Genomic DNA, 26,348 nt, shown 5'->3' with positions numbered 1-26,348 from the left:
TGCGCAGCCTTGCGCGAGTTGGCCCAGGTCGTCGAAGGCCCGGCTCACCACGAACGGCTGGGAACGCCGGACCTCGGGGCCCCCTATCCGTTCGTCCCGAGCGGCGCCGTACGCGCCAAGCTCGAGCACCGCCTCGGCAATGGGGGCGCCAGTCGAGGGATCGTGCGGCGGCGATGAGGCCGTGGTTCGACTCGGCTCGTTCCTCGCCGGCTCACCACGAGCGGATATCGAAGGGTCCTCGCTCCCCACCATGAACGGAAGTCGATGCTTCCGGACACCCTGAGCGCGTACCTCCTATCCGTTCGTCCCGAGCGGCGCCATACGCGCCAAGATCGAGTACTGGCTCGGCAATGGGGGCGCCAGTCGAGGGACCCATCCTCGGCGCCGGGGCCGTGGTTCGACTCGGTTCTGGACAATCCTAAGACCGCCCCTATCATGATAACGGTATAAAAACCTTCAGCTATCGCCGCCGTAGCAGGTAGGTGTCCATTATCCACCCCTTGCGGGCGCGCGCCGCCGCGCGTAGCTCGACGATGCGCTGGCCGACCTCTCCAACCAGGCCTTCGATGAGGATCTCATCCTCGGTGCCGAGATAGGCGCCCCAGAATATCTCCATCCCCGGCTCTGCCACTTGCAGGAAGGTGCAGTCGCCGTCGAGCATCACCAGCACCGCGTCGAGTCCGGGGGGAAACCCTGCGGCGAGCTTGCGCCCGGTGGTGATGTGGACCGGCTCGTTGATCCGGTTGAGGGGGATGCGGTGACGCGCGGCGAGCGCTTGGACGCTGGAGATGCCGGGGATTACCTCGACTTCGAGTTCAATGCTTCCTCGCATTTGGATCGTTCTGATCAGCCGCAGCGCGCTGTCGAACAGGGTGGGCTCGCCCCAGGCCAGCAGTCCCGCGCGCTGTCCGTCTTGGAGATGGCTGCGTAGCGCGTCCTCGAGCAGCTCGGCCCGGGCGGTATGCCATGCCTCGACGTTGGCGGCGTAGTCGCCTTCGCGGCGGCGCGGTGGGTCGTCGAGGTGGAGGCGTTCGAGCCTCGGCGAGGCGAAGCGGTCGAGAATCGCTTCGCGCATCAGGGTCAGTTCGGCGGTTTCGGCGCGTTTGTCGATCAGCACGACGAGATCGAGCCGACCCAGCGCTTCGACCGCTTGCAAGGTGAGATGGCGCGGGTCGCCGGCGCCGATGCCGATCAGGTCGAGGGCTCGCATGGCGGCTCCTGGTCGAGGCTCGAGGGGGTCAGCGGCAGGTACTGGACGTGTGGGCGCCGATGAGGGGTGGAGCGAGACACCAGTGCGCGCACGCCGTAGACGCGCTCGATCAGTGCGGGCGTCAGCACCTCCTCAGGGGCGCCGAAGGCGACCAGACGCCCGCCGTCGAGCACTGCCAGGGTATCGCAGAACATCGCCGCCAGGTTGAGATCGTGGATCGCCATCACGCAGGTCAGCGGCAGCCGGCGCACCAGCTCGAGCAACTCGAGCTGGTGCTGGATATCGAGGTGATTGGTCGGTTCGTCGAGCAGCAGCTCGCTCGGCTGCTGGGCCAGCGCGCGGGCGATCTGTACCCGCTGGCGCTCACCGCCCGACAGGGTGTGCCAGCGTCGGGCGCATTTGTCGGCCAAGCCGACCTGGTCGAGTGCGCTGTCTACCGCGCGCTGGTCATTCGCGCTCCAGCCGGAGATCGCCGAGCGATGCGGGGTCCGCCCGAGCCGTACCGATTCGAGCACCGAGATGTCGGTATCGGTGGTGGCGTGCTGCTCGACCAGGGCGATGCGCCGAGCGATGTCGCGGCGGGAGCGCCGGGCGAGCGGCGCGCCGTCGAGCAGCACTTCGCCCCGGGCGGGGCGGGCCAGTCCGGCGAACAGGCGCAGCAGGGTGGACTTACCCGATCCATTGGGGCCGAGCAGCCCCATCAGCTCGCCGGGCGGCACCTGCAGCGATACCTGGTCGAGGATCAATCGGCCTCCGGCCCGCCAGTCCAGGCCATGCGCTTCGAGACTCATGGGCTGAGCCTCGATCGATAGAGGATCAAAGCGAAGGCCGGCGCGCCGACCAGCGCGGTGACCACGCCGATCGGCAGTACCTGCTGGGGCACGATGATCCGCGAGACGATGTCGGCGAGCACCATGAAGTTGGCACCGATCAGCGCCGAAGCCGGCAGCAGCCTGGAGTGCCCGGGGCCGACCAGAAAACGCGCGGCGTGGGGGATCACCAGGCCGACGAACCCTACCGCGCCGACGATGCTGACCAGGGTCGCGGTGACCAGCGCGGTGATCGCGAACAGTACCAGCCGCACGCCGGCGACCGAGATGCCGAGGGTCGCGGCGAGGTCCTCGCCGAAGGCGAAGGCGTCCAGGGCGCGGGCGAACAGCAGGCAGGCCACGAGCGCCACCCCGACCACCAGCCCTGCGAGCCAGACGTCGGGCCAGCGCACGCCGCCGAGACTGCCGAGCAGCCAGAACATCACGCTGCGCGCCTGCTCGGCGTTGGCCGAGGTGGAGACGATGTAAGCGGTCAAGGCGTTGAACAGCTGGGCGCCGGCGACCCCGGCGAGGATCACCCGCGTCACCCCGGCACGGCCGCTGGCGGCGAGCAGCAGCACCAGCGAAAAGGCGAGCGCCGCGCCGAGAAAGGCGCCGAGCGAGACCCCGATCACGCCACCGCCGACCCCGAGCAGCATGACCAGCACGGCGCCGGTCGAAGCCCCGGCCGAGATTCCAAGCACGTAGGGCTCGGCCAGCGCGTTGCGCAGCAGCGCCTGGAGGATCGCCCCGCACACCGAAAGCCCGGCGCCGCAGCAGGCCGCGACCAGCGCGCGGCTGACCCGGTACTCCCAGACGATGCCCTGCTGGATCCTATCGAGCGGATAGTCGGTGAGACCGAGCCCGTTGAGGATCGCCTTCAACGACACCGTGAACGGGATGCGCATCTCACCGATCGAGGCGGCGAGCACCACGGCGACCCCCAGGCCCAGCACCGCGACCAGCGCAAGCCCATAGCGCCAGGCCCAGCCGGCGTCAGCGGCGAACCGCTCGATCACCGCGTCGCCCCAGCGGCATCGAGCTGATCGGCGAGCGTCTCGATGCCATCGACCACCCGAAGGGAAGGATTGAGCGCTTGGGCATCCACCACCAGCACGCGGCCATCGCGCACTGCACGCAGCTCGCGGGTCACCGGGTCCCGCTGGAGGAAAGCGCGCTTGACCTCGGCGTCGTCGGCGGGATAGAGCCTGCGGTCCATCCGCGCTACCACGATGACGTCGGGGTCGAGCGAGGCGATCCGCTCCCAGCTCACCGCGGGCCACTCCTCCTCGGTCTCGATCACGTTGTCGAGCCCGAGGGTGCGTGCGATGTAGCCGGGCACACCGTTACTGCCCGCCACCCAGGGGTCGCCCTCGAGCCTGGGGCTCGAGAACCAGAACACCACCTTGAGCGGCTCGGAGGCGCCGCCGGCGAGGCGCTCGCGGGCCTGTGCGATACGTGCCCCGAGCGCTGCGTTGAGCGTCTCGCCGTGCGGCCCGACGTCGAAGATCTCGGCCAGCTCGCTGACTTCGCGCTCGACCAGCGCCATCTCGAATGGCTGCGAACGGCTGCCGTCGGCGTTGGAGTCCGCGGTCACTCCTTTGTCCTCGCAGTCGGACGGCGAGACGTAGGAGAGAATGCCGAGGCTTTCGAACTGCTCGGGCGTGGCGACTTCACCATTGGCACCGAGGTGATAGGTGTACTGGGCGGTGACGAGGTCCGGGCGCGTACCGGCCACCGCCTCGAAGCTCGGCGCGTTGTCGGCGAGCCGCGGCACCGCGGCACCTTCGGCGGCGAGCGCTGGCGGCAGCGGCCCGAACCACACCCCGGTACCGACGATTCGCGCACCGAGCCCGAGGCCGAGCAGGATCTCGGTGCTCGCCTGGCCGATGCTCACCACCCGCTCGGGGGCCTGCTCGAAGACCAGGGTACGGCCGCAGTTGTCGATACGCAGCGGATAGTCGGTGGCGGCCTGTCCCAGCGAGGGGACGAGACTCGCCATGCTCAAGCACAGCGGTAGAAGCTGGCGCCGCGAAACGAGCGCCGCTGAAACGTAGGGCATGGGTTCTCCTGGGATGACGCGTCCCATTGGCAGTGGATGCAGGGGCGTGACTCGCGAGGTCTGGCTCTCGACGGGCGTCGAATACAGTGGCGCGACCGCGCCGGAATCTCACCGGCTTCCCGCTGGGCACGATAGTCGGCATCGACCTTAAGGCAGTGCAGGGTCCGGTGCAATCGATACGGCCAAGCGCTGCCCAGGATGCCAAAAACGTTACTAAATAACAATTATGTGTAGCACATAGGATTGACCCAAAGGCGGATTCGCCGCACCCTTGCGTTCCCATTCCTGCAGCTTGCTCTTCAATGCGTCTCGATCGTCGCCACCTCACCGCTTGGATCGCGCTCTGCGCCATGCTGCTGATCTCCATCGCCCCACTGGTCTCTCAGACGGTGGCGCTGGCGCAGCAGATGCCCGGGCGTTTCGAACCGGCGGCGATGGCGCACGACCATCCGCCCGCGCATCGCTCGTCGACCCCGCACCACGCCGAAGCGCAGCACCGCGACGGCCCGGCCCCACCGGCACAGGCGCCCCACGCCGCGCAGGACCATGCCAAGTGCGGCTATTGCCACCTGCTCCAGCTACCCAGCCTGCCCCCGAGCCCCCCAGTCCTCACCAAGCTGGGCAATCTCGACCGGCAGCTGCTCACCGCGCGCCCCGACCAAGGTTTTCCGGGCAGCGCGCGTTCCATCCACGCCCCGCCCCGCGCACCACCCGCCGCAGCTCGAGCCGCTTGAAACCGTCACCCGCCGCATCTCACGAGGATGTCGGCGCCCCGCAATCCGTGCCCAGGATTGCGTTCACGCTCGAGGAACCGGCCATGCCCGCCTCCGCTGCCCCACCGCGCGCCGATGCCAAGGCGCGCGGCGTGTGGATCGCACTGATCCACCGCCTGCACTTCTACATCGGCCTGCTGGTCGCCCCATTCATCCTCACCGCCGCACTGAGCGGCGCACTCTATGCGCTGACGCCCTCGCTCGAGGCCTGGCTCTACGCCGATGCACTGCGCGCCCCGGCGAGCGGCGCACCACAGCCGCTCTCCGCCCAGGTCGAAGCCGCGCGCGCGTCGATCGATGGCCACCCCGCCCCCGCCGCGATACGCCCCGCGCCCCTGCCGGGCACGACGACGCGGGTGATGTTCGCCGAGCCGAAGCTCGGTGGCTCGATGCACCTCGCGGTGTTCGTCGACCCGGTCAGCCTCGAGCTGCGCGGGACGCTGCCCGTCTATGGCACCAGCGGCCTGCTGCCGCTGCGTACCTGGATCGACCACTTCCATCGCAGCCTGCATCTCGGCGAGTTCGGTCGCGCCTACAGCGAACTGGCCGCCTCCTGGCTATGGCTCCTGGCGCTCGGCGGCACCGCGCTATGGTGGCTCGGCCGCGGCGGCCAGCGTCGCGGCACCGCGCGTCACCATGCCACCCTCGGCCTGATACTGCTGGTCGGCCTTGCGTTTTTCTCCGCCACCGGATTGACCTGGTCGAAATGGGCGGGAGAGCGAATCTCCGAGCTGCGCAGCGCGCTGGATTGGGGTACCCCGAGTGTCTCTACCCAGCTCGACCCCGCCCGGATCGAGCCACGCCATGATCCCCAAGCGGCGCATCATGGCGCGATGGACGAGCCGGCGACCGCCGCGTTCGATCCCGCCCAGGCCGACCTGGTGCTCGCAGCGGCCCGCGGCGCCGGACTCGGCGCGCCACGCATCGAGCTGCGCCCGTCGAACGACCAGGCCCGCGCCTGGACGGTGCGCGAGATCGACTACCAATGGCCGACCCAGGCCGACAGCGCGGCAATCGACCCGCGCGATGGACGAGTGGTCGACCTGCTGCGCTTCGCCGACTTTCCGCTCGCCGCCAAGCTGACCCGCTGGGGGGTGGATGCCCACATCGGCATGCTCTTCGGCCTGCCCAACCAGCTGCTGCTGGCGGCGACGGCATTGGGGCTCGCGTTACTGATCATCTGGGGCTACCGGCTCTGGTGGCGGCGGCGTCCGCGCCGGCTCGAGCCGCTGTGGTACGCCCTCGCCCGACTGCCTCGCCGGGCCTGGCCTGCGCTCGCGCTCGCCACGGCGCTGCTCGGCTGGGCGCTGCCGGTGCTCGGCGCAAGCCTCGCCCTGCTGCTGGCGATCGACGGGCTGCGGCTGGCGCTGCGGCGCGCCGGACCCCGCCGCCAGATCGGGTGACGCCGAGCACGCGCTGACCTACGCTTGAACCACTCGTCATTGCCCGCCCCGCCCGGCCGTTCTCCTCGTCCTTACCGAGGGCCATCGAACAGGGGCGGGCCAACCGCTACAAGGAGAGCTGCATGAATCAGTCACTACCGAGCCATATGAGCGTGATCGAGTTCGACGGCGCCGGTGGCCCCGAGGTGATCGCCATCCGCGAGCATGCGCTGCCCACGCCAGGGCCGGGGGAGATACTGGTCAAGGTCGCCGCGGCCGGGGTCAACCGGCCGGACGTGATGCAACGCCAGGGCAAGTACCCACCGCCACCCGGCGCATCACACATCCCTGGCCTCGAGATCGCGGGCCGGGTCGTCGGGCTGGGCGCGGGCGCCACCCGCTTCGAGGAGGGAGAAAGGGTCTGCGGCCTGGTCGCCGGAGGCGGCTATGCCGAATACTGCGTAATCCACGAGGACAACGCGCTGCACGTGCCGATTGGGCTTGGCATGGTCGAGGCGGCGGCGCTGCCGGAAACCTTCATGACGGTGTGGACCAACCTGTTCCAGGACGGCCGGCTGAAGGCCGGCGACCGGGTCCTGATCCACGGCGGCTCGTCCGGCATCGGCACCACCGCGATCATGCTCGCCCGCGCCTTCGCCGCCGAGCAGGTGATCGTCACCGTCGGCTCGCAGGCCAAGGCCGAGGCCTGCCTGAAGCTCGGCGCCAGCGCCGCGATCAACTATCGCGAACAGGACTTCGTCGAGGAGGTCTCACGGCTCACCGACGGCTACGGGGTCGACCTGATCCTCGATATGATCGGCGGCGACTACGTGACCAGGAACTACCGCGCCGCGGCCAAATTCGGGCGGATCATCCAGATCGCCACCCAGCGCGGCCACGGCCGCGATGTCGAGCTTTTCGAACTGATGAAGAAGCGCCTCACCCATACCGGCTCGACCCTGCGCGCGCGCAGCGTAGCGGAGAAGGCCGAGGTCGCCCGCGAGCTCGAGCGCGAGGTCTGGCCGCTGATCGAACGCGGCGAGATCAAGCCGCTGATCGACGCCACCTTCCCCCTCGCCCGCGCAGCCGATGCCCATGCGCTGATGGACGCCGGCCACCACATCGGCAAGATCGTACTGGTGGTCGGAGAAGGCTGATCAGCCTCGTTCGCTGTCCAGCATCGACATTTGCGCCGGCGCATAGCGCTCGCCCACGGCGATGCCGGGAGGAAAGGCGGTATCCAGGGCCTCGAGCGTGGCGTGATCGAGCCGGGTATCGACTGCGCCGAGCGCTTCGCTCAATCGATCGAGCCTGCGCGCACCGACGAGTGCGACGACATCCGAGCCCTGGGCCGCGACCCAGGCGATCGCCAGCTGCGCCGGCGTCAGCCCGCACCCCTCGGCGAGCTGGCGCAGCCTCTCGACCAGGGCGAGATTGTGTTCGAGCGCCTCGCCCTGGAAGCGCGGGCTATGGGCGCGGAAGTCTCCACCACCGGCGGCGCCTGCGCGCCAGTGGCCGCTGATCAGTCCACGCGAGAGCACGCCATAGGCGCTGATGCCGATGCCCAGCGCGCGGCAGGCGGGCAGGATCCGCGTCTCGATGCCGCGCGAGATCAGCGAGTACTCGATCTGCAGGTCGCTGATCGGATGCACCGAGGCGGCGCGGCGCAGGGTCTCGACGCCGACTTCGGAGAGCCCGATGTAGCGCACGTAGCCCTCCTCGACCAGCCGTGCGATCGCACCCACGGTCTCCTCGATCGGCACCTGCGGGTCCAGCCGCGCCGGGCGGTAGACGTCGATGTAATCGACCCCGAGCCGGGTCAGCGAATAGGCGACGAAGTTCTTGATCGCCTCGGGCCGGGCGTCGTATCCCCCCAGCCGCCGGCCGGGTCGCGCAGCGCACCGAACTTGACGCTGATCGACACCTCGTCGCGCGGTCGCTCGCGCAGCGCTTCATGGATCAGCAGTTCGTTGTGGCCCATGCCGTAGAAATCGCCGGTGTCGAGCAGATCGATACCGGCGTCGAGCGCGCCGTGGATGGTCGCGATGCACTGCGCGCGATCGGACGCGCCATACATCCCCGACATGCCCATGCAGCCGAGCCCAAGCACAGAGACACGCGGACCGCCCGCGCCCAACTGACGAAGTTCCATCGCGAAGGCTCCATGAGGGACAGAGAAACTTCCTCAGTATGGAGCAGCGGGACGCGCACGATAATCCGACCGGGCCGAACGGCCCGTGCGGATACCCGCACAGCGCCGAGGACCACCCCGAGCGATCCCGATGCGTTGCCGCCCCGAGCGGGTGCGCGTTGAAACCGGTTCAGCGCAGCCCGTCGGGACGCACGTCGTAGTCGAAGTAGCGCGCCATCAGCTCCCCGTAGGTGCCATTGGCGACGACCTGGTGAAGCGCGCGGTCGAAGCGCTCGACCAGCGCCTGGTCACGAGGCCGGAAGGCCGCGGCGATGCCCTCGCCGAATATCTCGCGGGGCTCGCGGATCGGCTCCCCGACCAGCCGGTAGCCGCCCTGGTCGACGAACACCTCCTGGGCCAGCGGCGTGGTGATGAAAGCGAGATCCAGCCGCCCGGCGCTCATGTCCGCGGCCAGGGCGCTAGCGTCAGGGTAGCGGCGGATGTCGGCCTGAGGATGGGCGCGGGTGACGTAGTCGTCCTGGATCGTCGACCGCTGCACGCCGATGGTCCGCCCGCTCAGGTCCGCGTTGGGATCGAGCATGCCCTCAGCGGGCGCGACCCAGCTAGACGGCACCACGTAGTAGGCTTCGGCGAAGCGTACCTGACGAGCGCGCTCCTCGGTCATGCTGAGCGCCGAGGCGATGATGTCGTACTTGCGCGCGAGCAGCCCTGGGATGATCCCGTCCCAGGGCTGCTTGACCCACTCGCAGCGGCGCTGCATCTCGGCACAGATGGCGTTCACCAGTTCGACCTCGAAACCATCGAAGCTGCCATCGGCATGCTGCAGCTGGAACGGCGCGTAGGGCACGTCGACGGCGACCTTGAGCGGCGGTTCGGCCAGGGCCCGGGCGGAAAGCAGCGCGGCCAGTGAGAAGGTGATGAGGCAAAGCGGGCGTTTCACGATCGACATCTCCATGGGTTGTACGTTGTCATCGATTGCATGTCGTCATCGACGGCTCGCGATCGCGAGCCGGGCCGTGGAATCCGCCTCACCGGCAGGCCAGGCCGGCAGCGGTCGAATCAGGCCGTCACCGCAGGCGCGAAGCGCGCGGCGGAAAACGCGGCGAAGTCGGTCTCCAGGCGATCATCCAGCAGCGCCCCGGCGAGGCGCCCGGCATGTACCGAGGCGAGCGTCACCCCGCTGTGGCAGCTGACCGCGTAGGCGCCGGGACAGCGCGCCGAGGCGTGATAGACCGGGCAGCCGTCAGGGGTCATCACCCTCAAGGCCGCCCAGGCGCGCACGATCCTCGCCGCGCTCAAGAACGGATAGATCCTGAGGCTGTCGCGAGCGATCGCGGTGAGCATCGAGGGCGTAGTGTCGAGATTGCGCCCGACCCGCTCGTGGGTTTCACCGCACAGGAAGCCGCCGTGCCGGGTCTGCCGGACCTGGGGCGTGGGCAAGCGCGGAGCCTGGGCGATCCGCTCGGTGACCATCAGCTGGCCACGGACCGCGGTCAGCGGCGCGCCCAACCCCAGCGGCGCGCCGAGCCTCGCGGTGTCGAGTCCGGCGGCGAGCAGCAGCCGCTCGCCGCGTGCGCGCCACCCCTCCATACTGCGTGCCTCGAAACCGTTCGCCAGCGCATCGATCCGGGTCGCGCGCCACCCCGGGCGATACTCGACGCCGAGCGACAGGCAGGCGAGATGCAGCGCCTGGACCAGCGCCAGCGGATCGCAGGCGCCATCGTGGGGCGACCAGCTGCCCATCGGGATCTCGCCGCCGATGCCGGGCAGGCACTCGGCCAGCTGGCGGTTATCGAGAAACTCGACCCCGAGCCGGGCGGCGTAGCCGGGCCGCGCCCGCATGGCGCTCGCGTACTCCTCGCGCCGGGCCGCTGCCTCGCCGTGGTCGAGGCAGAGATCGACCCCGCCGCCGCCCCGATAGCCGAGATCGACGCCGCTGCGCGCGCCAAGCTCCTCGGCGAACGAGCGCCAGTCGGCGCAGGCATCGAGGCTCAGATCGGCATAGGCCGGCATCCCAAGCCCCTTGCCCTGCCCCCAGACCAGCCCGAAGTTGCCCTGAGCGGCGCGCGGCTCGCCTTCGCCGGCGTCGAGCAGGGTGACGCGAGCGCCTCGCCGGGCGAGGCCGTAGGCGAGCGAAAGCCCGACCAGCCCGGCGCCGACGATCAGCCATGTCCCGGGGCTTGATTGACTCATGGTGGAAGAAGCGCCGTATGGTGGTTCGAACGCCAGCATTGCATCGGCCGATCGGCGAAACGAATAATGGTTGTCGCCTGACCGATAACAACAAGTGATAGCCGTGACGATACGATCCCCCAGGCTGAGCGATCGGCAGATCCTCGCCTTCAAGCATGTGATGGAGTGCGGCACCGTCTCCAAGGCGGCGCAGCGCATGAATACGGTGCAGCCCGGCGTGACCCGGCTGCTGCGCCAGCTCGAGGAGGACCTGGGCTTCGAGCTGTTCGAACGAGTGCGCGGCAGGCTGCACCCTACCCCGGAGGCACGCATCTTCCACCGGGAGGTGGAGCGTGCCTGGATCGGACTCGAGCAGCTGCGCACCACCGCGACGAGGATCCGCGACCGCGAGATCGGCGCGCTGAGGATCTGCGCCATGCCGATGCTCGGCCTGACCTTCCTACCCGACCTGGCCGGAGAGTTTCTCGATCTCCACCCGCGCGCCAGCCTGCAGCTCGGCAACTACCGCTCCGCCCAGGTCATCGAGGAAGTGCTCACCCAGCGCTGCGATCTCGGCTTCGCGATCCTCGAGCAGCGCGAGGAGCGCTGCGAGCTGCGTCGCTTCGCGCTGCCCTGCCTGTGCATGATGCCCGCCGGACACCGGCTGGCTGAGCTGGACGAAGTGCCGCTCGCGGCGCTGGCGGAGGAGAACCTGATCACTTTCGAGCGCAACGATCCGCTGCGAAGGCGCCTCGATCGCCTGCGGGACGCGACCGAACCCAGCCCCCCGGCGCGGCTCGAAGTCTCGCTGACGCTGCAGGCGATCCGCCTGGTGAGCCAGGGCCACGGCATCGCCCTGGTCGATCCGATCAGCGCAGCGCTCTCCCCTCATCCCGAAGTGATCACCCGCCCGCTGGTCGAGGACCTGGGCTTGGAATTCGCCCTGCTCAGCTCCCGCGACCAACCGATGTCCCGGCTCGCCCGGGATTTCGTCACGATGTTCGAGCAACGCTACGCCGCCATGATCGGCCACGCCGGCTGAGACCCGCGGCGTCGCGACACTTCCAACGGAGCTTCCCCGTGCTCAACCTGAGACAGATCAACGCCTTTCGCCATGTGATGATGTACAAGACCGTCACCCGGGCGGCGGAGATGATGTTCGTCTCCCAACCCGCAGTGAGCCGGCTGATCAGCGACCTCGAGGACCAGGTCGGCTTCCAGCTGTTCGTCCGCGGCCGCGGCAGGCTGGTGCCGACCCCCGAGGCCCAGGCCTTCTTCGAAGAGGTCGAGCGCTCCTACGTCGGGCTCGAGAACATGGCCGAAGCGGCCAAGGAGATCCGCCAGTTCCGCACCGGCAAGCTGCTGATTTCGGCGATGCCGGCGATGGCGCTCTCGGTACTGCCGCCGGTACTGCGCCGGTTCCTCGACAAGCACCCGGGCGTCAGCATCTCGCTCCAGGTGCACAGCTCCCAGCGGATCAGCAGGTGGGTCGCCACCCAGCAGTGCGACATCGGGCTGACCGGCATCGCGCTCGACGAACCGGGCACCGAGAGCAGCGTCCTGGCGAGCGCCGACATGATGCTGGTGATGCCGCCGGATCATCCTTTCGCCAGCCGTGAGCGGGTGGCGATCGAAGATCTCGCGGGCCAGCCGCTGATCTCGGTCGGCCAGCTCGGCGGCGCGCGGCCGGGGATCGACCGCTATCTGCGCGAGCACGGCATCGACTGCCAGACGCGGATCGAGACCCAGCTCTCCTCGGCGGCCTGCGAACTGGTGCTGTGCGGCGCCGGGATCACCTTGATCGACCCGGCCAGCGCGATGTTCTACCGCCAACGCGGGCTGGTCATTCGTCCGCTGTCGCCGGGCTTCGCCTATAGCTACCACCTGCTGCTGCCGAGCCTGCGCCCCACCTCGCGCCTGGCGCTCGAGCTGATCGACGACCTGCGCCAGACCCTCACCGCACTGATCGAGCAGTCACCGACGCAGGCCCTGCCCAAGCCTTGAGACCCAGGCCATAACATTTGCGGATGACATTGCCAAAAAGCGGCATTGGGCGCGCTTTTTCATTTCGTTTAGCGTCTAACACGGCCTTGGGGCCAACGCCGCGCCGACTGGCAAGGCGCGAGCGGCCCCATGCGCATCTCGATTGCCTGAATCATTCCTACAATAACGAACAACGGTGAATGCCATGAGAATCACGCAGCGAACCCTTGCGCTATCGATATGCCCGTTGCTCTTCGCCTACCACCTCGAAGCACGGGCGGAAACGCTCTACGTCGCGGGCTACGGCGGCGACTTCCAGGACATCATGCAGCAGAAGGTGATTCCTGGATTCAGTGAGGAGACCGGCGCCGACGTGGTCTACGTCGGCGGCAACTCGACCGATACCCTGGCCAAGCTGCTGGCCAGCCGCGACAGCCCCCAGATCGACGTCTCGATCATGGACGACGGCCCGACCTACCAGGCGATCAACTATGGGCTCTGCCAGTCGCTGGCGGGCATGCCGGCGCTCGACCAGGTCTACGATTTCGCCCGCTTCCCCGACGACAAGGCGATCGGCACCTCGATCGTCGCCGGTGGCCTTGCCTACAACCAGGCCTACTTCGAGGAGCAGGGCTGGGCGCCTCCGGAATCCTGGACCGACCTCGCCGACCCCCGCTACAAGGGCCTGCTCAACATCCCCTCGATCAGCAACAGCTACGGCGTCTATGCACTGGTGATGCTGGCGCGAGCGAACGGCGGCGGCGAGAGCGACATCGAGCCAGGCTTCGATGCCATGACCAGTGGAATCAGCGACAGCGTGCTCTCCTTCACCCCTTCTCCCGGACAGACCTCCGAGCTCTACCAGAGCGGGGAGATCGTGATGTCGGTATGGGGCAGCGGACGCGTGAAGGCGCTCGCCGACTCGGGCTTCCCGATCGCCTTCGCTTATCCCAAGGAGGGCGCGGTCGCGCTGGTGCAAGGAACCTGCGTGAGCGAAGGAACCCCTCGCGCCGAGCTTGCGCGCGCGTTCATCGACTGGATGCTGCGCCCCGAGATCCAGGTGCTGATGGCCCAGGAACGCGCTCAGGGCCCGGCCAACAAGAGCGTCGAGCTCGACGCCGAGACGGCCGAAGAAGTGCCCTACGGCGACAAGGTCGATCATCTCGTCACCCTCGACTGGGACCAGGTCAACCAGCAGCGCATGGAGTGGACCCAGCGCTGGAACCGGCAAGTGGAACGCTAGTTTTCCGCCGTACGGAGCCGGTCTTCGGCTCCGATCCAGCGTCAACGACCGGTGAACGAGAGGAGAGCGCCATGAGTTACCTGAGCCTGGCCGGCCTGAGCAAGCGCTACGGTGATTTCACCGCAGTGGAGGATTTCACCCTCGACATCGAACAGGGCGAGTTCGTCTCGCTGCTCGGCCCTTCGGGCTGCGGCAAGACCACGACACTGTCGATGATCGCGGGCTTCACCACGCCGACCAGCGGTCGGATCGAGATGGCGGGAACCGAGCTCAGCCGGGTCCCCGCGAACAAGCGCGGCATCGGCATCGTGTTCCAGAGCTATGCGCTGTTCCCCCACATGACCGTGAGCGAGAACGTCCGCTTCGGTCTCGATATGCGCAGGATCAAGGGCACCGAATGCACCCAGCGCGTGGCCGATGCGCTGGAGCTGGTGCGCATGGGCGGCTTCGCCAAGCGCTATCCGCGCGAGCTCTCCGGCGGCCAGCGCCAGCGCGTGGCGCTGGCCAGGGCGCTGGTGATCCGGCCGCCGCTGCTGCTGCTCGACGAGCCGCTTTCCAACCTCGATGCCAAGCTGCGCGAGGAGATGCAGTCGGAGCTGCGCCAGATCCAGCAGCGGGTCGGCACCACCACGATCATGGTCACCCACGACCAGAGCGAGGCGCTGTCGATGAGCGACCGCGTAGTGGTGATGCGCGACGGGCGGATGGTCCAGGTCGCCGATCCACTGCAGACCTACGAGTCACCGATAGACGCTTTCGTCTCGGGCTTCGTCGGCAAGACCAACCTGCTCGAAGGCCGGCTGGTCGCGGACCAAGCGGGCCGGACGATGCTTCACCTCGGCGAGCTGCGGCTCGAGATCGATGCGGCTTCGCGCGCTGCGCCGGTCTCGGTCTCGCTGCGCCCGGAGAAACTCCGCCTGGTGCCGATCGGCCAGGGGCGCCTGTCGGCACGGGTGGTGGGCCGCCAGTTCGCCGGTGCCGCTTGGCACTATCGGGTCGAGACCGGGCTGGGCGAGCTGATGGTCAACGCCCCCAACCTCGGTGCGCCCAGCCATGCCAATGGTGAGCGGGTCGACGTCGACTGGCCGCTCGCGGCGATGCATCTGCTCGACACCGAACCGCGCCCGCTCGATCCAGCGAACGCAGCGGGGGCGCCCGACCATGGCTGAAGTAAGCTCCCTCCACAAGCCTACGGCGAACCGCGCTCCGCGGCTGCGCTGGGACGCTCGCCCGTGGCTGCTCTGCGGCCCCGGTGCGGTGTTCTTCCTGGTGATGCTCGGCGTGCCGCTGGTGATGACCGTGGTGCTCAGCCTCTATGGTTTCAGCTATACCGAGGGGCTGATCGAGACCCGGACGCTGGCCAGCTACCGTGAGGCGCTGGTCGATCCCTACTTTCACGAGATCTTCCTGCGCACCTATGCCCTGGGCGTCGGGGTCACGTTGATCTGCGTGGTGCTCGGCGCGCCCGAGGCCTATGTGATCTCCAAGCTGCGCCCGCCCTGGCGGACGATCTGCCTGCTCGCCGCGCTCGGGCCGCTGCTGGTCTCGGTGATCGTGCGCACGCTCGGCTGGGTGCTGCTGCTCGGCAACCACGGCCTGGTCACCGAGGCGCTGCGGTTCGTCGGATTGACCGATCGCAGCCTGATGTACACCCATACCGGGATGGTGATCGCGCTGGTCCACGTCTTCGTCCCGTTCATGGTGATCTCGGTCTGGGCGGCGCTGAAAAAGGTCGACCCCGCCACCGAGCAGGCGGCGCTGTCGCTCGGTGCGTCGAAGTTCACCATGCTGCGCCGGGTGGTGCTGCCCCAGGTGCTGCCCGGGATCCTCTCCGGCAGCCTGATCGTCTTCGCGCTCACCGCCAGCGCCTTCGCCACCCCGGCGATCATCGGCGAGCGACGGCTGAAAGTAGCCGCAACAGCGATCTACGACGAGTACCTGAGCACCTCGAACTGGCCGCTCGGCGCAGCCCTGGCGATGATCCTGCTGGTGCTCAACGCCCTGGTGATCTTCGCCTACAACCGGCTGGTCGAACGCCGCTATCGCAAGACGCTGGGGGAGGCCTGACATGTATCGCAACCTCGATCGAAACGGACCGCTGGCACTGGTCTTCAACGCCCTGTTCCTGCTCTTCCTGCTCGCCCCGCTGGTGGTGGTGATCCTGGTCTCGCTGACCCCGGAGGGATATCTCTCCTACCCCACCAACGGCGTTTCGCTGCGCTGGTTCCGGGCGATCCTCGACAATCCCCAGTTCATCGACGCCTTCTACAACAGCGCGGTGCTCGCGGTGCTCTCGGCGAGCCTGGCGACGCTGATCGCGGTACCCGCCGCCCTGGCCGTCGCTCGCTATCGCTTCAAAGGGCGCGATGCGCTGACCACCCTGTTCCTGTCGCCGCTGATGATTCCCCAGATCGTGCTCGGGGTGGCTTTCCTGCGCTTTTTCACCCAGCTCGGCGTTTCCGGCACCTTCGCCTCGCTGGTCGCCGCGCACGTGATAGTGGTGGTGCCCTACACCCTGCGCCTGGTGCTGGCGTCGGTGGTAGGGCTCGACCGTGAGGCCGAACGCGCGGCGATCTCGCTCGGTGCTTCTCCCTGGACCAGCTTCCGCCGCGTCACCCTGCCGATGATCCTGCCCGGCGTCACCGGCGGATGGATGCTCGCGCTGATCATGAGCTTCGACGAACTGACCATGACGGTGTTCGTCGCCTCGCCCGGCAACACCACCCTGCCGGTGCAGATGTACAACTACATCGATCAGTCGGTGGACCCGCTGATCGCATCGGTATCGGCCGTGATCATCCTGATCACCATCGCTTTCATGCTCCTGATCGACCGGCTGTTCGGGCTCGACAAGGTGCTTACCGGTAAAGGCTGAAGAATGGCAACTCACGATATCGCCGTGATCGGTGGCGGCCTGGTAGGCGCCGCGATCGCTTTCGGTCTCACAAGGCAGGGCCTCGGCGTCGCCGTGTTCGATGAAGGCGACATCGCCTATCGCGCCTCGCGCGGCAATTTCGGGCTGGTCTGGGTGCAGGGCAAGGGCCTGAACCACCCCAACTACATCGAATGGAGCCTGCGCTCCTCCGAGCGCTGGTCGTCCCTCGCCGCGGAGCTCCACGCGCTGACCGACATCGACGTCGAGCTGCGCCAGCCGGGTGGCGTGTACATCTGCGCCGACCAGCAGGAGTTCGAGCAGCGCCGCGCGCTGCTCGAGCGGCTGCGAACGCAGAGCGGCGGCCGCTTCGAGTTCAAGATGCTCGATCACCAGGCGCTGGCCGAACGGGTCCCGGCGATCGGCCCGGAGGTCGCTGGCGCCTCCTGGAGCGACCACGACGGCCACGCCAATCCGCTCTATCTGCTCAGGGCGCTGCATCTCGGCCTGGGCCGCCAAGGAGGGCGCTACCTGTCCGGCGCCAAGGTGGTGCGGGTGAGCCGCGACGGCGACGGCTACCGGATCGAGCGCGCCGACGGTGAAACCCACCACGCCGCGCGCGTCGTCCTCGCCGCCGGCCTCGGCAACGTCCAGCTCGCGCCACAGCTTGGGCTGCATGCGCCGCTCAAGCCCAATCGGGGCGAGGTGATCATCACCGAGCGGGTGGCGCCGCTGCTCGACATACCGACCCACAACCTGCGCCAGACCGGGGACGGCACCCTGCAGCTCGGTGACTCCCACGAGGACGCAGGCTTCGACGACGGCACCCGGGTCGAAGTGCTGAAGGCCATCGTGCGGCGCAACCTGCGCCTGTTTCCGCGCCTGGCGAGCGTACGCATGGTGCGCGCCTGGGGCGCGCTTCGGGTGATGCCGCCCGACGGGCTGCCGATCTACCAGGCTTCGCGCTCCCATCCCGGGGCCTTCATCGCCTGCTGCCACAGCGGCGTGACGCTGGCCGCGATGCACGCAGGCCCGTTGGCCGACTGGATCGCAGGCGGCCCCGTTCCCGACCAGATCGCCTCAATGTCCGCGGAGAGATTCGATGCCCACACGACTGTCGTCGCCTGATTCGCGACCCACTCTCACCCTGCACTTCGAGCAGCGCGAGATCAGTGCACGCCAGGGCGACAGCGTCGCCAGCGCGCTGCTCGCGGCGGGGATCAAGAGCTTCAGGACCACCCCGGTCAGCGCGGCGCCGCGGGGGCCCTACTGCATGATGGGGGTATGCTTCGACTGCCTGCTGGTAGTGGATGGCGTGCCCAACCAGCAGGGCTGCCAGGTGCAGGTCCGCGACGGCATGCGCATCGAGCGTCAGCTCGGCGCGGCGGAGATCACCCCATGAGCGCCGAAGGTCAGAAGCTCGGGCTCGCGATCATCGGTGCCGGGCCGGCCGGGCTCTCGGCCGCGGTCGAAGCGGCAAGCCACGGAGTGCCTTGCCGGCTGTTCGATGAGCAGGGCGCTCCCGGCGGCCAGATCTATCGCGCGCTCGAATCCACGCCGCTGCGCGAGCGCAGCCTGCTCGGCGCGGACTACTGGCGCGGCGGCGAGCTGATCGAATCGCTGCGCCAAGGCATCGAGGCGGGACTGATCGACTACCGTCCCGAGCATACGCTTTGGCAACTCAACCGCGAGCGGGAGCTCGGCACCCTCTCCCGCGGCCGGGCCGCCTTGACCCAGGCAAGCCAAGTGATCGTCGCCAGCGGCGCCCAGGAGCGGCCGTTCCCGGTTCCCGGCTGGACCCTGCCGGGCGTAATGGGCGCGGGCGCCGCCCAGGTGCTGCTGAAGAGCTCAGGGGTGGCGCTGGATCAACCGCTGGTACTGGCGGGCAGCGGACCGCTGCTGCTGCTGGTGGCGGCCCAGTACCTGCGCGCCGGCGTGCCGGTGGCCGCGCTGCTCGACACCTCGCCGAAAGACGCCTTGCGCCGCGCCGCGCCCTACTTGGCTACGGCGCTCGGCGCACCGGACTACCTGCTCAAGGGGATCAAGCTGATCCGCGAGCTGCGCCGCCACGGGGTGAACATCGTGCGCGGGGTCGAGGCGCTGCGCGCCGAGGGCGACGGCCAGCTCGAGCGGGTCGGTTTCAAGCGCCAGGGCCAGTGGCAGGAGATCAACGCCAAGACCCTGCTGCTGCATCAGGGGGTGGTACCCAACGTCCAGCTCAGCCGCGCGCTGAGCTGCCGCCACCGCTGGCGCGAGGACCAGCTCTGCTGGGTGCCGGAGCTCGACCCGTGGGGCGAAAGCGACGCGCAGGACATCTTCTTCGCCGGCGACGGCGGCGGCATCGTCGGCGCCGAGGCGTCGAAACTGCAGGGCCGGCTAAGCGCGCTCCAGGTCGCGGCCCGGCTCGGCGCGATCACCGCAGCCCGGCGTGACGAGATCGCCCGTCCGCTGCGCCGCGCGCTCGCTCGCGAATTGCGTATACGACCATTCCTCGACGCCCTCTACCGTCCCAATGAGGCCTGGCGCCGGCCCAGCGACGAGACCCTGGTGTGCCGCTGCGAAGAGATCGACGCAGGCCAGATACGCGCCGCGGTCCGCGCGGGCTGCAGCGGCCCCAACCAGCTCAAGGCGTTCCTGCGCTGCGGGATGGGACCCTGCCAGGGGCGGATGTGCGGGCTCACCGTCGCCGAGCTGATCGGCGAAACCCAGGGCCGACCGACCGCCGAGGTGGGCTACTACCGGCTGCGCTCGCCGATCAAGCCGATCACCCTCGGCCAGCTGGCGGAGCTCGAGATCCCCGAGCCCCGTGCAGCGAAGACCGAAGTCGATTGAAGCGGCTCGGCGAACGCTGGTCACGACTACCGACCGTCGCCTTTGCGACTACCCGCTTCACCAGGCAATCGCGGCACCCGGCGCCGACATCGACGTCCGGGCCGCCGCCTGACACCACCCCACCCACCACACCAAGGAAGTACGATGATCGAACGTCACATCCCCACCCCCATCATGCATCGCGCAGTACGTACCAACGGGCTGATCTTCTTCGGCGGTATCACCGCTGACGACTCCAGCGCCGACATGGCCGGCCAGACCCAGCAGGTGCTCGCCAAGCTCGAGCGCTACCTGGCCGAGCTCGGCAGCGACAAGAGCAAGGTGGTAGCGGCCACGCTCTACGTCACCGACCTCGGCCAGAAGAAGGCGATGAACGAAGTCTGGACCCAGTGGTTCGGAGCGGAGCACCTGCCTGCCCGCGCCACCCTGGGCGTGAGCGATCTCGGCGAAGGCACGCTGCTCGAGCTCGTGGCCACGGCAGAGGCCAGCTAACCCTGCACGGGAACCGTCGCCGGCCCCCATGTCTGGGGGCCAGGCGATTCCGGCTCTGCACTTGGAAGGGTTCGATCAGCTCATCAGTGAGCTGTGACGAGCCATTGAGGATGCTGGACGCTAGCGCGTGACTACCTGCGGCAGAAATGAGCCAGCAACGTCGAAGTCGCAGACCTCCTGCATCAGTTCGATCAACTTGGTGGTGACCGGGTTGATCGAACGCTTTCGGAACACCGCGTAGTAGCAGACTTCTGGCAGGGGTGGTTGCACGTCGAGCTGCTGCAACAGTCCGGCCTCCACCAGTGGTTGGAAGTACGTCTGCTGTAGATGGCTGATCCCCAGCCCCATCATGGTCAACTTGGCGATCATGCCCAGATTGTTGCAAGTGATTACCCGCTCGAAAGCCAAGCCAGCCTTGGCATACCAGGCGTCATACATGTGTGCCGCAGCGGATGAGGCGGGTTGAGAGATGATTGGATAGTGGGTGAGATCATTAGGCGACAACGTCGCGCCAGCATCGATTCCCAGTGAAGGACTCACCATCCAGGCCTTCTGCACGGCCCCGAGGTAGATCGAGTCGAACTCATAGCTCCAGAACGGGCCAGGGAGAATGGCAACATCGATCTCGTTGCGCCGCAGCCTCTCGTAGAGCGTGATGCCACCATCCAGTTCAGGCAGCAGCTGCAGCTTGGGATAGCGGCTGCGCACCTCATGGATCAACGTCGCCAGCCAGGTCAGACCAATCAGCTCGGTCGCCCCAAGCTGCACTATTCCCTCGAGACCGCTCGGGTCGGCCATGCGGTCGATGATTCGACTGTTCAGCTCCAGCATTTCCTGGGCGAAGGAGAACAGTTGCTGACCGGCAGGCGTCAAGGTAAAGGGCGTCGAGCGTTCGAGAAGCGGCCTGCCGACGAAGGACTCCAACTCGGCCACACGCTTGGCGACCGCGGATTGGGTAGCATGCAGCTTCTTGGAAGATGCACTGAAACTGCCCAGCAGGCAGCTCCAGTAGAAAGCCTCGATTTGCTTGAGCGTATACATCATCTTCCGGGTCGGCGCGGGATTTCGCCCAAAGCATGACGATACCGCATCCACTGTCGGGCTCGCCAGTGAGCCAGCCTCCGGCCCAGTAGAGTCACCGTATGTGCACGTCGCTCAGGAAGCGCTGCGCGCGCGGGTGCTGCGGCGAGGTGAAGAAAGTTTCAGGATCGGCGATTTCCTGAATCTGCCCGGCATCCATGAACACCACCCGATCGGCCACCTCACGGGCAAATCCCATCTCATGAGTCACGCACACCATTGTCATCCCCTCCTTGGCCAGTTCTTTCATTACCTGCAGTACTTCGCCCACCATTTCAGGGTCCAGCGCACTGGTGGGCTCATCGAAGAGCATCACCGGTGGCTGCTGTGCCAGTGCACGCGCAATCGCCACACGCTGTTGTTGACCACCAGAAAGCGCGCCAGGGTATGCATTTATTTTTTCAAGCAACCCCACCCTATCCAACAATGACCTGGCTCTTTCCATAGACTCTTTTTTCGAACGTTTTTGTATGTTCACCAACCCAAACATTACATTGTCCAACACGGTCATGTGTGGAAACAAATTGAACTGCTGAAAGACGAAGCCTATCTTCTGGCGTAACGAATTCACATTCATATGACCGGCATAAACATCCTCACCGTCGACTTCTATCCTTCCACCCTGGATACTTTCCAAACGATTTATCGTACGTATCAGCGTCGACTTACCCGAGCCTGACGGTCCACATATCACTACCACCTCTCCCTTGTTCAAGGACAGGTCGATATCATTCAGCACCTGGTGTTGACCGAACCATTTACTCACTTTTTCCATCTTTATCATTATCGTTTCTCTTTTCCATTCAGGCCATGGCACGAGAGCGGCGTATGCGCATATCCAGCCACCTCAAGCTACGACTGAGGCTAAAGCACACAATGAAATACACCACCGCCAACACACCGAAGACCTGCAGAGGTTGCGTGAGCACCAAATTATTCACCTGATTGGCGGAAAAAGTGAGCTCATTGACACTGATGACATACCCCAGCGAAGTTTCCTTGATGGTCGAAACGAACTGGTTGGTCATACTCGGCAGCACATTGAGCAACGCCTGAGGAAGAATGACCTTTCGCATCGTCAACATGTAGCTCGACCCCATCGAGCGTGACGCTTCGATCTGCCCGGATGGAATGGCTTCAATACCCGCGCGGATGACCTCAGCGAGATAGGCGGCCTGATAGACCACTAATGCGCACACTAGCGTCGTGAACCCACTGACCGAACTGCCGATCAGCTTGGGCACCACGAAATAGGCCCAGAAGATCAGCATCAGAAGCGGGATGCCGCGTATGACCCTCACGAACTGGGCGGTCACGAACGACAACCATTTCACCGGGCTGACTCGCGCCAGCGCAATCAGAAGTGACAGTGGGAGGGAGAAGGCCAGTCCCAGGACAGCGACGATCAATGTCAGCGCCAGGCCGCCCAGCGGGCCGTTCGGGTATTGCCCAACCAAGAGCATTGGCCAGTATTCACGGACGATCTCAAGCATTGCGCCCTCCGCTTATCGCGTAATACGCGTGGATGCGCGCACCAATGAACATGATCAGGAAGGCGCCGGCCAGATACATCGCCGTTGCAGCACCGTAAGTGGCAAAGGTACGGTAAGTGTCGTTCTCGATTTCACGCGCTTGGTAAGTGAGCTCGGCTACGCCGATGGCCATCGTCACACTGGTGTTCTTGAACAGCAGAAGCGCACGTCCGATCAACGCAGGAACCGCATGGCGTAGCGCCTGTGGAATGATCACATAGCGCATACCCTGCAAGTAGTTCGCACCCATCGCCCGAGCCGCCTCGAACTGCGTATCGGGAATGGCACGCAGCCCACTGCGAATATCTTCGGCGATGTAAGCGGCAGCCCCCAGACCCAGCGCGATCGCCGCTAACGACATCTCCGCATTATGCTGATAGAGCCAACCGCGGACACTCTCAGGTAGCAACTCTGGCATTCCGAAGTACCAGAACAAGACATGCACCAGAAGAGGCACGTTGCGGTGATATTCCACATAAGCGTCGACTAGCCAGCGCGCAACCGACCACTCGGTTGCGCGGATGACCACCAATGTCAATGCGACCGAAAAGGCCAGCACCCATGACACGATGAAAAGCTGGATGGTAGTCACCATACCGCCCAGCATCTGGTATAGGTATTGCGCTTCCAGTAAGTACATATGCCTTCGATTTCCTTGGTCGACTGAAATGCCCTCTGCCTTTCAGCGGGTCTGCGAGGCCTTGACTCGCTCGCTCTCGCAGACGAAACGCTGGAGCTTACAGACTGGTAATCGGTTCGACCTCGTAGGCACGTTGCATCGCGTAGGGGGTGTCAGCCCCAAACCACTTATCGAAGATCTCAGTAATCTCTCCGGACGCATCGGCCTCGACCAGAATCTGATTTACCGCCGCCAGGAATTCAGGTTCATTCTTGCGAATGCCCAGGCCCCAAGGCTCGACGAAGACCGCGGTCTCGATCAGCGCCAGCGGACTATTGGCAGGTGCCTGTTGAACGAACCTCATCAGACCAGCCTCCGAGCCGTACTGGGCATCGATCTTCTTCTGCTGCAAGGCAAGATAGGTGGCCGAACCGTCGGCATAGCCGGTGACGGTGGAATTGGGCAGGCGATTTTTGATGTCGCGCTCGGAACTGGAGCCTTTTACCGCACCAATGCGCCGCCCATCGAGCTGCTCGATCGACTCGATGTTCGATTCCTGTCGGACCATCAGCATCTGCCGACTTGCAAAATATTGATGACTGAACGCGATCTGCTCGGCTCGCGCTGGGGTATAGCCCAAGTTGGCGGCGATGATATCCACACGCTTTTCGTTCAATTCCGGCACGCGGGCAGCCACCGACATCATCTTGAATCGAACATCGACACCCAGCTTATCGGCCACCAACTTGCATATGTCGACATCGAAGCCAACGAGCTGGCGAGTATCGTTATCCTGGAAACTGAATGGCTGAGACGTACCCAGCGTGCCGCAGTTCAGCACACCAGAAGACTTCACGTCATCGAGCTGGTCGGCATGGACGGCCGGAATCGATCCGAGCAGCGACAGCGCCATCAAAGAGCGGAATAGGAAGGTATATGACATTATTGTTTTCACCTTTGAATATGGATGATTAAGCAAGCAGCCGTTTTGCCGCCAGCTGCATGTTGACGCAAGCCCGTTCGATATTGTCCAACGAATTTGCGTACGACACTCGAAAGGTACCGGGCACGCCATAGGCCGTACCATCGATCAGCGCCACACCAGCCTCGCGCATGAAGTACGCGACCAGATCGGCGTCGGTATCGATACGTTTTCCTTCCGGTGTTTTCCTGCCCAACAGCTGTGTGCACGTGGGATACACATAGAACGCCCCATCCGGCCGGACGACTTCCAGCCCAGGCACCCTCGACAAGCCGGCCACGGCGGCATCGCGCCGCGCTTTGAAGAGGTCGCGAAACTCCGCGACGCAATCCTGCGGGCCAGACAAGGCTTCGAGCGCTGCCGCCTGGCTGACCGAGGAGGTGCCCGAGGTGGATTGGGACTGAAGTGTCGCCATCGCCTTGATGAGCGCAGCAGGTCCCGCCCCATAGCCAATGCGCCAGCCGGTCATGGCATACGCCTTGGATACGCCATTGACGATCAACGTGCGCGTCTTCAGATCCGGCGCGATCTCCAATGGATGAACGGTGCGCTCAGAGGAGAAATTAAGATGGGCATATATATCGTCGGTCATCAGCCATACATGGGGATGACGTCTGAGGACATTCATCAATGCAAGCAGTTCGGCCCGGCTATACAAGGCACCGGTCGGGTTGCACGGCGAATTGAGCAAGAGCCATTTCGTGCGCGATGTAATGGCCCGTTCGAGCGCTTCAGGCGTCAACTTGTAGTGCGTTTCCGGATAGGCTGACACCGGTACCGGTTTGCCCCCGTTGAGCAACACCATGTCCGGATACGACACCCAATAGGGCGCTGGGATGATGACCTCATCGCCATCGTTCACAGTGGCGGCCAAGCCATTGAAGATCACCTGCTTGGCACCGGTGGAGACGATGATATCGGCCACCGGATAGTCCAGGCCGAAGTCATTGACGAACTGTCGGCGGATGGCCTCCCGCAAGGCAGGCGTCCCCTGCACGTGGGTATAACGAGTCTCGCCACGATCCGCAGCGGCGGCGGCTGCCTCAAGAATGTGGCGAGGCGTCGGGAAGTCGGGCTCGCCCACGGTCAGATCGATGACGACGCGGCCCTCCTCGCGCAGTTTCGCGATGATCGTGCGAGCGGCGCCGCTGGGCGAGGGTTTGATGCGTTTGATCCGCTCGGCGATGACATCCATTAGAGAGCCTCTCCTTTGCGCGCGATGACCGCATCGATCCAGGATTTGTCGTTGCTGCCACCGCCGAGGATCTTCTTCTTGGTCTCGTCCTCGGCAGACTCTTTCTCCAGGGCTTGCGCCAGCACATGATGCGCATCGGCGGCAGCGATGAATACGACGCCATCGGCATCGCCTACGACCACGTCGCCGGCATTGACGACCTGTCCGCCTATGCACACAGGTACATTGATTTCTCCCGGCCCCTCCTTGTAGGGCCCACGATGCGAGATGCCGCGGCCAAAGCAAGGAAAGTCGTTCTGGAAGAAGGTGTCGGCGTCGCGGATGGCGCCATCGATCACGAAACCGGCAATGCCGCGACCGAGCGCCTGCATGTACATCAGCTCCCCGACCAATGCGTTGGTCTGCTCCCCTCCACCGTCCACCACGATGACGTCGCCCGCCCCTGCCAGAGCGATCGCTTTGTGAATCATCAAGTTGTCTCCAGGACGAACTTTGACGGTGACGGCGGTTCCCACCAGACGCGCACTGCCGGGGCGGTGGAACGGCTTGAGACCGACCGCACCGTAGAGGCGCCCCATGCAGTCACTGATCTGCGCACTGCCCACGGTGCTGTACTGCACCAGCGTCTCGGCATCGATGGATCGGCCAGGATGCTGTTGAATGCGGAAACCGATTTTTCCCATAGGAGGTGGTCTTTTGTCGAAGTGGAATAATCGCTATTAGAGATGCAGCTCCGATTCGCTCAAAACGATATAAATTCGACGATTACCAGGAAAAAAATTCCTAGCACCAAGTCAGCGCAAGAAGAGCCCGAAGCGGGCTTTTTTTTCCGCTTCATGCATCAACTTTGTGCATTAGCCGGCTCATCTCAATGTGGTAGGCAATCGAAAACGAATCGGCTCGATCCATCGCTCAAGAGCATGTCAGCGAGAGTGCTATGCTGGCGCTGACACTCGCG

The 26,348-nt window shown here is 65.8% G+C and carries 28 protein-coding genes; 13 read left to right on the top strand and 15 right to left on the bottom strand.

Going from position 1 to position 26,348, the window contains the following annotated elements:
* Positions 1-460: 460 nt before the first annotated feature.
* Genes cobF through Q376_RS0116125 form a run of 4 tightly spaced genes read right to left on the bottom strand, consistent with a single transcriptional unit; the run spans position 461 to position 4,081 of the window.
* A complete protein-coding gene (gene cobF / locus Q376_RS0116140; protein WP_027351183.1) occupies positions 461-1,210 on the bottom strand; it encodes a precorrin-6A synthase (deacetylating) in 750 nt (249 codons plus the stop codon).
* Positions 1,192-2,001, bottom strand: coding sequence for an ABC transporter ATP-binding protein (locus tag Q376_RS23080; RefSeq protein WP_052365420.1), 810 nt, complete (start codon positions 1,999-2,001; stop codon positions 1,192-1,194). The genes cobF and Q376_RS23080 overlap by 19 nt, the downstream gene beginning before the upstream one ends.
* Positions 1,998-3,038, bottom strand: a complete 1,041-nt coding sequence (locus Q376_RS0116130; protein ID WP_027351182.1) for a FecCD family ABC transporter permease — start codon at positions 3,036-3,038, stop codon at positions 1,998-2,000. The genes Q376_RS23080 and Q376_RS0116130 overlap by 4 nt, the downstream gene beginning before the upstream one ends.
* Positions 3,035-4,081 carry an ABC transporter substrate-binding protein gene (locus Q376_RS0116125; protein WP_043448309.1) on the bottom strand — a complete coding sequence of 349 codons (1,047 nt, stop codon included), beginning with the start codon at positions 4,079-4,081 and terminating at the stop codon, positions 3,035-3,037. Before Q376_RS0116125 ends, Q376_RS0116130 begins: the two co-directional genes overlap by 4 nt.
* Before the next feature lie 302 nt (positions 4,082-4,383).
* Here Q376_RS0116125 and Q376_RS23075 point away from each other — a divergent pair, with 302 nt between their 5' ends.
* The 3 genes from Q376_RS23075 (at position 4,384) to Q376_RS0116110 (ending at position 7,393) form a co-directional block, all read left to right on the top strand.
* Positions 4,384-4,815: a DUF2946 family protein gene (locus tag Q376_RS23075; protein ID WP_052365419.1), complete on the top strand. Its 432-nt coding sequence runs from the start codon at positions 4,384-4,386 to the stop codon at positions 4,813-4,815.
* 83 nt (positions 4,816-4,898) lie between these two features.
* Complete coding sequence (locus Q376_RS23070; protein WP_052365418.1) at positions 4,899-6,257, top strand: PepSY-associated TM helix domain-containing protein; 1,359 nt, start codon at positions 4,899-4,901, stop codon at positions 6,255-6,257.
* Between the two features lie 122 nt (positions 6,258-6,379).
* The gene (locus Q376_RS0116110) at positions 6,380-7,393 is read left to right on the top strand and encodes an NAD(P)H-quinone oxidoreductase (protein ID WP_043448307.1); all 1,014 of its coding nucleotides are present in this window, start codon (positions 6,380-6,382) and stop codon (positions 7,391-7,393) included.
* On the opposite strand, the gene Q376_RS23065 is transcribed toward Q376_RS0116110, so the two are convergent.
* The 4 genes from Q376_RS23065 to Q376_RS0116095 all read right to left on the bottom strand — a co-directional run bounded on the left by Q376_RS23065 (position 7,394) and on the right by Q376_RS0116095 (position 10,581).
* A complete protein-coding gene (locus Q376_RS23065; RefSeq protein WP_281173371.1) occupies positions 7,394-8,059 on the bottom strand; it encodes an aldo/keto reductase in 666 nt (221 codons plus the stop codon).
* Positions 8,056-8,388: an aldo/keto reductase gene (locus tag Q376_RS25555; protein WP_211266695.1), complete on the bottom strand. Its 333-nt coding sequence runs from the start codon at positions 8,386-8,388 to the stop codon at positions 8,056-8,058. Before Q376_RS25555 ends, Q376_RS23065 begins: the two co-directional genes overlap by 4 nt.
* Positions 8,389-8,557: 169 nt before the next feature.
* A complete protein-coding gene (locus tag Q376_RS0116100; protein ID WP_027351179.1) occupies positions 8,558-9,328 on the bottom strand; it encodes a transporter substrate-binding domain-containing protein in 771 nt (256 codons plus the stop codon).
* A gap of 119 nt (positions 9,329-9,447) precedes the next feature.
* A complete protein-coding gene (locus Q376_RS0116095; RefSeq protein ID WP_027351178.1) occupies positions 9,448-10,581 on the bottom strand; it encodes an NAD(P)/FAD-dependent oxidoreductase in 1,134 nt (377 codons plus the stop codon).
* A gap of 103 nt (positions 10,582-10,684) precedes the next feature.
* On the opposite strand from Q376_RS0116095, the gene Q376_RS0116090 reads away from it, so the two are divergent.
* The 10 genes from Q376_RS0116090 (at position 10,685) to Q376_RS0116045 (ending at position 19,982) form a co-directional block, all read left to right on the top strand.
* The gene (locus Q376_RS0116090) at positions 10,685-11,602 is read left to right on the top strand and encodes a LysR family transcriptional regulator (protein WP_162177914.1); all 918 of its coding nucleotides are present in this window, start codon (positions 10,685-10,687) and stop codon (positions 11,600-11,602) included.
* Positions 11,603-11,640: 38 nt separating this feature from the next.
* On the top strand, positions 11,641-12,564 hold the full coding sequence (locus tag Q376_RS0116085) for a LysR substrate-binding domain-containing protein (protein WP_027351176.1): 924 nt from the start codon (positions 11,641-11,643) through the stop codon (positions 12,562-12,564).
* 184 nt (positions 12,565-12,748) lie between these two features.
* Entirely contained in the window at positions 12,749-13,786 is a 1,038-nt protein-coding gene (locus Q376_RS0116080) for an ABC transporter substrate-binding protein (protein WP_027351175.1), read from the top strand.
* 71 nt (positions 13,787-13,857) lie between these two features.
* Complete coding sequence (locus tag Q376_RS23060; protein ID WP_052365416.1) at positions 13,858-14,955, top strand: ABC transporter ATP-binding protein; 1,098 nt, start codon at positions 13,858-13,860, stop codon at positions 14,953-14,955.
* Positions 14,948-15,853, top strand: coding sequence for an ABC transporter permease (locus tag Q376_RS0116070; RefSeq protein WP_027351174.1), 906 nt, complete (start codon positions 14,948-14,950; stop codon positions 15,851-15,853). The genes Q376_RS23060 and Q376_RS0116070 overlap by 8 nt, the downstream gene beginning before the upstream one ends.
* Position 15,854: 1 nt before the next feature.
* On the top strand, positions 15,855-16,661 hold the full coding sequence (locus tag Q376_RS0116065; RefSeq protein WP_027351173.1) for an ABC transporter permease: 807 nt from the start codon (positions 15,855-15,857) through the stop codon (positions 16,659-16,661).
* A gap of 3 nt (positions 16,662-16,664) precedes the next feature.
* Positions 16,665-17,786 (top strand): NAD(P)/FAD-dependent oxidoreductase, encoded by a 1,122-nt coding sequence (locus tag Q376_RS0116060; RefSeq protein WP_027351172.1) that lies wholly within the window; start codon positions 16,665-16,667, stop codon positions 17,784-17,786.
* Positions 17,761-18,060: a (2Fe-2S)-binding protein gene (locus tag Q376_RS0116055; RefSeq protein ID WP_027351171.1), complete on the top strand. Its 300-nt coding sequence runs from the start codon at positions 17,761-17,763 to the stop codon at positions 18,058-18,060. Before Q376_RS0116060 ends, Q376_RS0116055 begins: the two co-directional genes overlap by 26 nt.
* Positions 18,057-19,490 (top strand): NAD(P)/FAD-dependent oxidoreductase, encoded by a 1,434-nt coding sequence (locus Q376_RS23055; protein WP_052365415.1) that lies wholly within the window; start codon positions 18,057-18,059, stop codon positions 19,488-19,490. Before Q376_RS0116055 ends, Q376_RS23055 begins: the two co-directional genes overlap by 4 nt.
* 144 nt (positions 19,491-19,634) lie before the next feature.
* On the top strand, positions 19,635-19,982 hold the full coding sequence (locus tag Q376_RS0116045; protein WP_027351170.1) for a RidA family protein: 348 nt from the start codon (positions 19,635-19,637) through the stop codon (positions 19,980-19,982).
* A 120-nt stretch (positions 19,983-20,102) separates the two neighbouring features.
* Here Q376_RS0116045 and Q376_RS0116040 read toward each other — a convergent pair whose 3' ends face one another.
* The 7 genes from Q376_RS0116040 to Q376_RS0116010 form a co-directional block, all read right to left on the bottom strand.
* Entirely contained in the window at positions 20,103-21,026 is a 924-nt protein-coding gene (locus Q376_RS0116040) for a LysR family transcriptional regulator (RefSeq protein ID WP_211266694.1), read from the bottom strand.
* A 91-nt stretch (positions 21,027-21,117) separates the two neighbouring features.
* Positions 21,118-21,837 (bottom strand): amino acid ABC transporter ATP-binding protein, encoded by a 720-nt coding sequence (locus tag Q376_RS0116035; protein ID WP_281173370.1) that lies wholly within the window; start codon positions 21,835-21,837, stop codon positions 21,118-21,120.
* A 28-nt stretch (positions 21,838-21,865) separates the two neighbouring features.
* Positions 21,866-22,555, bottom strand: a complete 690-nt coding sequence (locus tag Q376_RS0116030; protein ID WP_027351167.1) for an amino acid ABC transporter permease — start codon at positions 22,553-22,555, stop codon at positions 21,866-21,868.
* Positions 22,548-23,234 carry an amino acid ABC transporter permease gene (locus tag Q376_RS0116025; protein ID WP_027351166.1) on the bottom strand — a complete coding sequence of 229 codons (687 nt, stop codon included), beginning with the start codon at positions 23,232-23,234 and terminating at the stop codon, positions 22,548-22,550. Before Q376_RS0116025 ends, Q376_RS0116030 begins: the two co-directional genes overlap by 8 nt.
* Positions 23,235-23,331: 97 nt before the next feature.
* Positions 23,332-24,156 (bottom strand): ABC transporter substrate-binding protein, encoded by an 825-nt coding sequence (locus tag Q376_RS0116020; protein WP_027351165.1) that lies wholly within the window; start codon positions 24,154-24,156, stop codon positions 23,332-23,334.
* A 28-nt stretch (positions 24,157-24,184) separates the two neighbouring features.
* Positions 24,185-25,390: an aminotransferase class I/II-fold pyridoxal phosphate-dependent enzyme gene (locus Q376_RS0116015; protein ID WP_027351164.1), complete on the bottom strand. Its 1,206-nt coding sequence runs from the start codon at positions 25,388-25,390 to the stop codon at positions 24,185-24,187.
* Positions 25,390-26,073, bottom strand: a complete 684-nt coding sequence (locus Q376_RS0116010) for an RraA family protein (protein WP_027351163.1) — start codon at positions 26,071-26,073, stop codon at positions 25,390-25,392. Before Q376_RS0116010 ends, Q376_RS0116015 begins: the two co-directional genes overlap by 1 nt.
* Positions 26,074-26,348 lie beyond the last annotated feature (275 nt).

Origin of the sequence: Halotalea alkalilenta DSM 17697 (assembly GCF_000621205.1) — a bacterium.
Classification (GTDB): domain Bacteria; phylum Pseudomonadota; class Gammaproteobacteria; order Pseudomonadales; family Halomonadaceae; genus Halotalea; species Halotalea alkalilenta.
The sequence above is the reverse complement of the archived record's forward strand: the minus strand, read 5'-3'. Positions and strand labels throughout refer to the sequence as shown.

What these genes read in the sequence shown, in the direction of transcription:
- cobF (WP_027351183.1), bottom strand. Translation starts at nt 1,210, where the DNA reads ATGCGAGCCCTCGACCTGATCGGCATCGGCGCCGGCGACCCGCGCCAT.
- Q376_RS23080 (WP_052365420.1), bottom strand. Translation starts at nt 2,001, where the DNA reads ATGAGTCTCGAAGCGCATGGCCTGGACTGGCGGGCCGGAGGCCGATTG.
- Q376_RS0116125 (WP_043448309.1), bottom strand. Translation starts at nt 4,081, where the DNA reads ATGCCCTACGTTTCAGCGGCGCTCGTTTCGCGGCGCCAGCTTCTACCG.
- Q376_RS23075 (WP_052365419.1), top strand. Translation starts at nt 4,384, where the DNA reads ATGCGTCTCGATCGTCGCCACCTCACCGCTTGGATCGCGCTCTGCGCC.
- Q376_RS23070 (WP_052365418.1), top strand. Translation starts at nt 4,899, where the DNA reads ATGCCCGCCTCCGCTGCCCCACCGCGCGCCGATGCCAAGGCGCGCGGC.
- Q376_RS0116110 (WP_043448307.1), top strand. Translation starts at nt 6,380, where the DNA reads ATGAATCAGTCACTACCGAGCCATATGAGCGTGATCGAGTTCGACGGC.
- Q376_RS25555 (WP_211266695.1), bottom strand. Translation starts at nt 8,388, where the DNA reads ATGGAACTTCGTCAGTTGGGCGCGGGCGGTCCGCGTGTCTCTGTGCTT.
- Q376_RS0116095 (WP_027351178.1), bottom strand. Translation starts at nt 10,581, where the DNA reads ATGAGTCAATCAAGCCCCGGGACATGGCTGATCGTCGGCGCCGGGCTG.
- Q376_RS0116080 (WP_027351175.1), top strand. Translation starts at nt 12,749, where the DNA reads ATGAGAATCACGCAGCGAACCCTTGCGCTATCGATATGCCCGTTGCTC.
- Q376_RS23060 (WP_052365416.1), top strand. Translation starts at nt 13,858, where the DNA reads ATGAGTTACCTGAGCCTGGCCGGCCTGAGCAAGCGCTACGGTGATTTC.
- Q376_RS0116070 (WP_027351174.1), top strand. Translation starts at nt 14,948, where the DNA reads ATGGCTGAAGTAAGCTCCCTCCACAAGCCTACGGCGAACCGCGCTCCG.
- Q376_RS0116065 (WP_027351173.1), top strand. Translation starts at nt 15,855, where the DNA reads ATGTATCGCAACCTCGATCGAAACGGACCGCTGGCACTGGTCTTCAAC.
- Q376_RS0116060 (WP_027351172.1), top strand. Translation starts at nt 16,665, where the DNA reads ATGGCAACTCACGATATCGCCGTGATCGGTGGCGGCCTGGTAGGCGCC.
- Q376_RS0116055 (WP_027351171.1), top strand. Translation starts at nt 17,761, where the DNA reads ATGCCCACACGACTGTCGTCGCCTGATTCGCGACCCACTCTCACCCTG.
- Q376_RS23055 (WP_052365415.1), top strand. Translation starts at nt 18,057, where the DNA reads ATGAGCGCCGAAGGTCAGAAGCTCGGGCTCGCGATCATCGGTGCCGGG.
- Q376_RS0116045 (WP_027351170.1), top strand. Translation starts at nt 19,635, where the DNA reads ATGATCGAACGTCACATCCCCACCCCCATCATGCATCGCGCAGTACGT.
- Q376_RS0116040 (WP_211266694.1), bottom strand. Translation starts at nt 21,026, where the DNA reads ATGATGTATACGCTCAAGCAAATCGAGGCTTTCTACTGGAGCTGCCTG.
- Q376_RS0116035 (WP_281173370.1), bottom strand. Translation starts at nt 21,837, where the DNA reads ATGGAAAAAGTGAGTAAATGGTTCGGTCAACACCAGGTGCTGAATGAT.
- Q376_RS0116030 (WP_027351167.1), bottom strand. Translation starts at nt 22,555, where the DNA reads ATGCTTGAGATCGTCCGTGAATACTGGCCAATGCTCTTGGTTGGGCAA.
- Q376_RS0116025 (WP_027351166.1), bottom strand. Translation starts at nt 23,234, where the DNA reads ATGTACTTACTGGAAGCGCAATACCTATACCAGATGCTGGGCGGTATG.
- Q376_RS0116020 (WP_027351165.1), bottom strand. Translation starts at nt 24,156, where the DNA reads ATGTCATATACCTTCCTATTCCGCTCTTTGATGGCGCTGTCGCTGCTC.
- Q376_RS0116015 (WP_027351164.1), bottom strand. Translation starts at nt 25,390, where the DNA reads ATGGATGTCATCGCCGAGCGGATCAAACGCATCAAACCCTCGCCCAGC.
- Q376_RS0116010 (WP_027351163.1), bottom strand. Translation starts at nt 26,073, where the DNA reads ATGGGAAAAATCGGTTTCCGCATTCAACAGCATCCTGGCCGATCCATC.